Source organism: Streptococcus marimammalium DSM 18627 (assembly GCF_000380045.1).
Taxonomy (GTDB): Bacteria; Bacillota; Bacilli; order Lactobacillales; family Streptococcaceae; genus Streptococcus; species Streptococcus marimammalium.
Window position 1 is genome coordinate 324,277 of sequence record NZ_KB904339.1, and the last position, 7,670, is coordinate 331,946.

Annotated in this window: 7 protein-coding genes; 5 read left to right on the forward strand and 2 right to left on the reverse strand. The window is 33.7% G+C overall.

Annotated features, from left to right (window positions below; all coding sequences use genetic code 11):
- On the reverse strand, positions 1-230 hold a 230-nt coding region (locus A3I1_RS08665), incomplete at its 3' end, for a hypothetical protein (RefSeq protein ID WP_419756763.1).
- Positions 231-400: 170 nt separating this feature from the next.
- Here A3I1_RS08665 and A3I1_RS0101470 point away from each other — a divergent pair.
- From A3I1_RS0101470 to A3I1_RS08475, 3 genes are all read left to right on the forward strand, one after another.
- Entirely contained in the window at positions 401-871 is a 471-nt protein-coding gene (locus tag A3I1_RS0101470) for a Fur family transcriptional regulator (RefSeq protein WP_018369550.1), read from the forward strand.
- 112 nt (positions 872-983) lie between these two features.
- Positions 984-2,912, forward strand: a complete 1,929-nt coding sequence (locus A3I1_RS07715; protein ID WP_018369551.1) for a heavy metal translocating P-type ATPase — start codon at positions 984-986, stop codon at positions 2,910-2,912.
- The gene (locus tag A3I1_RS08475) at positions 2,909-3,082 is read left to right on the forward strand and encodes a hypothetical protein (RefSeq protein ID WP_018369552.1); all 174 of its coding nucleotides are present in this window, start codon (positions 2,909-2,911) and stop codon (positions 3,080-3,082) included. Before A3I1_RS07715 ends, A3I1_RS08475 begins: the two co-directional genes overlap by 4 nt.
- Positions 3,083-3,121: 39 nt before the next feature.
- Here the strand turns inward: A3I1_RS08475 and A3I1_RS0101485 are convergent, their stop codons facing one another.
- Entirely contained in the window at positions 3,122-4,054 is a 933-nt protein-coding gene (locus A3I1_RS0101485) for a dihydroorotate oxidase (protein ID WP_018369553.1), read from the reverse strand.
- A gap of 170 nt (positions 4,055-4,224) precedes the next feature.
- Between A3I1_RS0101485 and A3I1_RS0101490 the strand changes: the two genes are divergently transcribed.
- The gene (locus A3I1_RS0101490; RefSeq protein ID WP_018369554.1) at positions 4,225-4,917 is read left to right on the forward strand and encodes a phosphoglycerate mutase; all 693 of its coding nucleotides are present in this window, start codon (positions 4,225-4,227) and stop codon (positions 4,915-4,917) included.
- Positions 4,918-5,416: 499 nt separating this feature from the next.
- A partial coding sequence (locus A3I1_RS0101495; RefSeq protein WP_018369555.1) for a Spy0128 family protein occupies positions 5,417-7,670 on the forward strand: 2,254 nt, incomplete at its 3' end.

Here is a 7,670-nt window from a genome sequence, read left to right on the forward strand (position 1 = left end):
GTTTTTGTACTCTCAAGATTTAAGTAATTGTAAAACTCTTCCAATATTTCTGCATCATGAAGTTGTGTTTTTGTACTCTCAAGATTTAAGTAATTGTAAAACGTATTACTAGCAATCGTTAGAGTATTAGGAGTTTTTGTACTCTCAAGATTTAAGTAATTGTAAAACGTTAAACAACCAATAATAATTTGGAGAATAGTTTTTGTACTCTCAAGATTTAAGTCAATCATGCTAAGCTTTAACCAAAATAACAGAGTATCTCTGTTATTTTTTCTTATGAAATTTCCATCATTCACAAAATATGATGTTTGAAATGGGAAAGAGCATGCCCGTTGCCACAAGTCAAAGTCTTGTTTTTTCCTATACTAATAGTGTATAATGACATAAAGGAGGGTCAGACATGGAGTTACACTCACATCTTGAGAGAAATTTAGACGATGCTTACGACCATGTGATTGCGCATTTAAAAGAGAAAAAAATTCGTATCACCGAGTCACGAAAAGCCATTATTTCTTATATGATTCAATCCTATGATCACCCAAGTGCAGAAATGATTTATCGTGATCTAAAGCCAAAATTTCCTAATCTAAGTCTTGCAACCGTTTATAACAATATTAGATTTTTGGTTGATGAAGGATTTGTATCAGAAATAAAACCAAGTAATGACAATACGACTTATTTTGATTTTATGGGTCATAAACACCTTAATGTTGTCTGTGAACAGTGTGGTAACATTACTGATTTCATGGATATTGATTTTTCACATATTCAAAAAGAGGCAGCAGAACAAACCAACTATAATATCACGAAAACACAATTTTTGATCTATGGTATTTGTCCAGAATGCCAACTAAGAAATAAAGAAAGCTGAGAGGCTTTTTTTATTTTATTTAGAATTATTCTAAATAAGCTTGACTTTTTTATTTATAACGATTATAATTAAATTGTAGTTAATTAGAACGATTATAAAGAAGAGGTCTATTATGAAAATTATTAATTGGTTAAAGAAAAATCCTAAAATGCTCAAAACCTTGTTGTGTTTAAGTTTTATTATTATTGGCTTTGTTGTACAGTCTTATCTATCAACTTTTGGAACGCTAGTATTAATTTTAGCTTTCGTTATTGGTGGGTATGATTCTGCCAAAGAAGGTTTTTTAGACTTAGTCGAAAATCATCATTTAAATGTTGATATCCTCATGTTTTTAGCGGCGATTGGTGCTGGAGTTATTGGTTACTGGCTTGAAGGTGCCATTCTCATCTTTATTTTTTCTTTGTCAAATAGTCTGGAAGAGTTAGCCATAGAAAAAAGTAAAAATGCTATTTCTGCCTTGATGTCTTTAACACCAGATGTGGCTCGAATAGTAGAAACTAACGGCACAATAATAGAAGTGCCAACAAATTCTTTAAAAATTGGTGACATTGTTAAAGTTCGAAAAGGTGAAACTATTCCAACTGATGGTATTTTAACAAATGATTTTGCCCTTGTTGATGAATCAATGGTAACAGGAGAGCCTATTTCGGTTGAAAAATATCAAAATGATAGTCTTATCGGAGGGACAATCAATTTAAAAAATCAAATCACCATGACAGTGACAGTTGAAAATAAAGACACTCTTTTTGCTAAAATTGTGAGTCTTGTTGAAGAAGCACATGAGAATAAAAGTAAAACGGCGAGTTTCATTGAAGGACTTGAGGACAACTATGTCAAAGCAGTTCTTCTTTTAGTGCCAATCTTTATCCTCACTAGCCATTTCCTCTTTGGTTGGGAGTTGATTGATAGTTTTTATCGTGGCATGATTCTTTTGACAGTTGCTTCCCCATGTGCTCTTGTGGCAAGTTCAACACCAGCCACTCTATCAGCTATTAGCCGTGCAGCACAAAGTGGTCTGATAGTGAAAGGTGGAAACATTATTGATCGTATGGGAGACATTAGTGTGGTTGTTATGGATAAGACAGGTACACTAACTAAGGGTTTGCCAAGAGTCGTTCATAATGAAATCCTTTCAGAAGAAATTCTTGTTAATCAAATTGTAAAAACTGTTGAAGCAACAAGTACTCACCCCATTTCATCTGCCTTGATGGCTTATACCAAAACAGTGGCAACACTTTCATTAGATGAGCTAGAGGATGTGACTGGTAAAGGATTTAAAGCAAGATATAAGGGTGATCTATGGCGTGTTGGGAAAAAGAACTTTATCTTAGAAGCTATCAAGGAACTACCAAAAGAGCTTATAGAGACAATTACAAAAGAAGAAGAGGAAGGAAAAACACTTGTTTTTGTATGTCGTAATCAAAAATTGATGGGTTTTTATAGCCTTTTAGATGAAATAAAAGAAGAAAGTCAATTAGCCATTTCACAATTACAAGACATGGGCATTAAAACCATTATGCTGACAGGAGATAATGAAAAAACTGCGCAACATATTGCCAATTTTCTTGGGATAGATCACGTCATCGCCAATTGCCTTCCTCAAGATAAAACAGCAGTTATTAAAGCATTAAAAGAAAAACACCAAGGTGTAGCCATGGTAGGTGATGGTATAAATGATGCCCCTGCTCTTGCATTAGCTGACGTTAGTTATGCTATTGGTACTGGTAGTGATATCGCCATTGAAAGTGCTGATAGTGTCATTATGGATGACTTGACCAGATTACCGTTTTCAATTGCCTTGTCTCAAAAAATGAAGACAGTCATTAAAGAAAATATTATTTTTGCTCTATTTGTTATTCTTGTATTGATTTTGGCTAATGTGTTTCAAATAATAACCTTACCACTTGGCGTAGTTGGTCATGAAGGTAGTACAATTCTAGTGATATTAAATGGTCTACGACTTTTAAGAATGACTCCATCTCTTGAAACTTTTAAAGTAAAGAGATATAATGTAAAAAAAGCTGAAAGAGAGTTTGTATGATTTATTTTGTAGTTGGTTTATTGGCTGTATTTTCTATCGTAAAAATTGTTAGTTTAATGATGTTAACTAAAAATATCAAGCCTACTAAAGAAGATATTGCTGCTGCTAAAAAAAGATTAGCAAAAGAACAAGCTAAAAAAGACCTTAAGGATGATGATTTTGATTTTTAAGCACACAAAAAGCCCTTTTTAGAAGGGCTTTTAATTGTTTTAAAGTGTTTTTAGCTTTCCACGAAAATCTTCAATGGTTTCATAACCTTTTTCAGCCATAATTTCTTTTAGTTCATCAGTAATACGTTCAAAAATAGTAACTCCTTCTTGATGAAGGGCAGTCCCCACTTGAACCATGCTTGCACCACAAAGAATGTGCTCAAAAGCATCACGACCAGTTTTGACACCACCAGTTCCAATAATCTTAATAGAAGGGTTAAGACGTTTATAAAAAGCATGAACATTAGCAAGGGCTGTTGGTTTGATATAATCACCACCGATACCACCAAAACCATCTTTGGGTTTAATCACAACAGATTCATCAGAAATAACCAAACCATTACCAATTGAATTAACACAGTTAACAAAAACAAGTGGGAATTGATTGAAAATTGCAGCTGCCTGATCAAAGTGAACAATATCAAAGTAAGGAGGTAACTTGACACCAAGCGGTTTAGTGTAATAAGAAAAAGTTTCAGATAATAGTTTTTTCGTAGCATCAAAATCATAAGCGATTTGTGGTTTGCCAGGAACATTTGGACAAGAAAGGTTGAGCTCAACTAAGCCTTGATAGTCGCTTTCTTGTACTTTTTTCAAGATAATATGCGTTTCATCGGGTGATAATCCAACTAATGATAGAAAATGTGGTTTGCTGTCAGGTTTTTTTTCAAGCTCAGTGACATAATCTAAATAATAATTAATGCCAAGATTTGGCAGTCCCATAGAATTAATGGAACCTAAGTCGGTGTCAAAATAACGTGGCTCAGGATTTCCAGCTCTTTCATTTAATGTTCCTGTCTTAGTGACAAATGAACCAGCCATTGAGCCCTCAATTTCAGCTAATTCATCCTTAGCGTAACAATGAACACCAGCAGCATTCATCAAGCAGTTTGGGAAACGAAAAGAACCAATAGTAGTAGCAGTGGATGTCATAATAGCCTCCAAAAATTATTTTTTCTATTGTATCATGTTGGAAGAAGTCAAATCAAGTGTAAAAAGTGTTTTCAAGTTTTTTCTTACTTTTAGTGGATTTTTTCACAAATTTTTTGTAGAATAGAAAAAGTAAATTAATGACAATTGTCAAAATATAAAGGAGAATTTAAATGGCAAAATTAGTATTTGCACGTCATGGAGAGTCACTATGGAACAAGGCTAATCTTTTTACAGGTTGGGCAGATGTAGATCTTTCAGAAAAAGGTGTTGAACAAGCTATTGAAGCTGGTAAGTTGATTAAAGAAGCAGGTATTGAGTTTGATATCGTCTTTACATCTGTTCTTAAACGTGCCATTAAAACAACTAACTTAGCTCTTGAAAGTGCTGATCAATTATGGTTACCAGTTGAGAAATCATGGCGCTTAAATGAACGTCATTATGGTGGTTTAACAGGTAAAAACAAAGCTGAAGCTGCTGCTGAATTTGGTGATGAACAAGTTCACATTTGGCGTCGTTCATACGATACTTTACCACCTTTAATGTCTAGAGATGATGAACATTCAGCGCATAATGATCGCCGTTATGCATTGTTAGATGATAGTGTTATTCCAGATGCTGAAAATTTAAAAGTTACTTTAGAACGTGCCTTACCATTTTGGGAAGATAAGATTGCTCCAGCACTAAAAGAAGGCAAAAATGTCTTTGTAGCAGCTCACGGTAATTCTATTCGTGCTCTTGTAAAACACATCAAACAATTATCAGATGATGAGATTATGGGCGTTGAAATTCCAAACTTCCCACCACTTGTTTTTGAGTTTGATGATAAACTTAATGTTCAAAATGAATACTATCTTGGAAAATAATTTGTTTCAAGAGCTAAAAGAAAAGATATGCTATTAACTACTAGGAATTCATTCCTAGTAGTTTTTTCTTTAAAAGTAAAGAATTATTTTCCCGAATAAACTTTATGACCCATCATATTAATAGTATCTTAGTAAAAGCTTGTTGGTAGCTCTCATAGATTAGCATTATTTTCAAATATTTGACATTCATTACCTATTAAATAGCTATAAGTTTGATGAATTAAGTATTAGAAAGATCAATACAGTAGGTTTTAATAGCATAGTAGTAGATTTCTGATTATAGGAATAACAAGGAATTTTACAGCTAACACTAATCACGAGGAACCTCTTTTTGGTAATAAAATCAGAGTTTATTATTTTGATATTTGGTTATGAAATATGTAATAAAATATAATCCACTAAAATTATACATTTTAAGAATAAGTTGCTTGCACTTTACAGGTAATAATGATATATTTATAGTTGGAATATCCTCTATAAAAAATGAAAGGAAGTAGATATGTATTCTAAACTAAAAACATTTGTAAAGTCGTCTATAGTTGCTTTGATTGCAATTATAGGAGTCTTTACTGTTTCAGCAAATACTGTTGAAGCAAAAGAACTAGATAATGTCGTCACGGATGTTATCATCTGGGACGTTAATAACGGAAGGGAGGCTTCGAAAAAAGGAACCGGCGAGTATGTTCTTGTTAAAGATGCAAGTTATCGTTTTTCAACAAAATTTGATCTTTCGGCATACAATAACAACCTTGAAAATGGTGATTCTTTTACTCTTGATATTCCAGCACCATTTAATGTCAAAAATAGCAGTTTTGAGATTACAGATCCCGAAACAAATATTGCTATTGGTTCTGTTAAAGTAACACCAAATGGTGTTGCTGGTGGAGGAACTGCGACAATTACTTTACAAAAACTCGAGGAGTACAAAGAAAAAAAACAATCAACCGAAATCCTTGATGTTAAAGGAACCTTCTTTGTAGATTTCAATATGACTGAGGAGTTGGCAACAACTACAAAGAGAATTGAAAACATAAAAGATGTTGGATTTAAAGATATTGTTTTATCTGTTATTCCAAAATCTACCTCTGACAACACTGGATTATTAGGAATTGAAAACGTTGCAAAATATAGTGGTGTTTTAACTCCTCGTAAATATGATTCAGCAATCTTAGGGAAATCTGGTGACTATCAACATCCATGGCGTATTCGTGTAAATGCTTCTGGAAAAAGCTATGATTCATTAAAAGTTACTGATGTTATTGATAATACAGCAGCACCAATGCAATTTATTCCAGAACTTTTAACTGTAACCGCTGGAGATGGTATTGATCAAGCTTATCAGTTAACTAACAAGCAAACTCTTGTGGCTGGTACAGATTATACAATTACTTACAACGCTTCTTATACCAAGTTTGAAATTGATATTAAAAATCCTGGTTCAAGACGTTTCATGATTGATTATTCGACAACTGCTCCTGCGGACGGTTCAACAGTTGCTAACACCATTAAAGTTACCTCAGATGATGTTGATGTTAAAATAAGAGATAATACTGATGTAACATCTACAACTATTGAACGTAGTAGTTTAGTTACAACAGGTGGTACTATCAGTATTAAGACTGGTAACCGTATCACTATCTATAAGACTGATGAAGATACTGGTAAACCACTTGCAGGTGCCATTTTCAAAATCACTAAACCAAATGGTGAAGAAGTTACTCTTGATGCAACAGATGCTGAAAATGGACGTGTTCAATCACCTGTCTTCACTGAAGAGGAAATAAAAGCTGGTAAATTCACAATTACCGAAGTGACTGCTCCAGACGGTTATAACATTACAACAGAACCAATTGAAGTAAGTGTTTCAAATAAAGGTGCTATCCGTACCATCACAAACAAGAAAAAAGCTCCAAAACCTGTAAGCATTCCTATTGAAGCAACAAAAGTTTTAACAGGACGTGATTTAAAAGCTGAAGAGTTTGAATTTGAACTTAAAGATGAAAAAGGGACTGTTATTGCAACTGCTAAAAACAACGCTGCAGGAAAAGTTGTTTTTGCTGACGTTGAGTTTACAAAAGCAGGAACTTACGAATATATAATTTCTGAAAAAGCTGGTACACTTCCAGGTGTTATCTACGATGCTAATGAAAAAGTAATAACAATTGTTGTAGATAAGATCAACGAAAACCCTGTTGAACCTCAATTTGATGGAGAACTGGTTGCCAATGTTATTTCTGAACCAGTTGTCTTCAATAATGAATATTCACCTAAACCAGTTGCTGTTACTATCTCGGCTACTAAATCATTAGTAGGACGTGATCTTAAAGGAGAAGAATTCACATTCAATCTTAAAGATACTGATGGACAAGTTAGGTTGACTGCTAAGAATGCTGCTGATGGATCAATTACATTTGAACCAAAAACATTTACAGCGGTTGGAACTTATGAATACACCATTAGTGAAGAAAAAGGTTCTGAAGAAGGAATGACTTATGACGAAACTGAGCGTCCTCTTACAGTAACAGTTACTGATGATGGTAATGGACAATTAGTTGCAACAGTTACTCCAGCTGCAGAGCTTACATTTGAAAATACTTATACTGCTCCAACATACAAACTAGGAAACTACGTTTGGATTGATACAAACAAAGATGGTGTCCAAGACGCTGATGAAAAACCAGTAGCAGGCGTTAAAGTTGTTCTTACAAAAGAAGATGGAACAACAGAAGAAACTATGACTGACGATAAAGGAT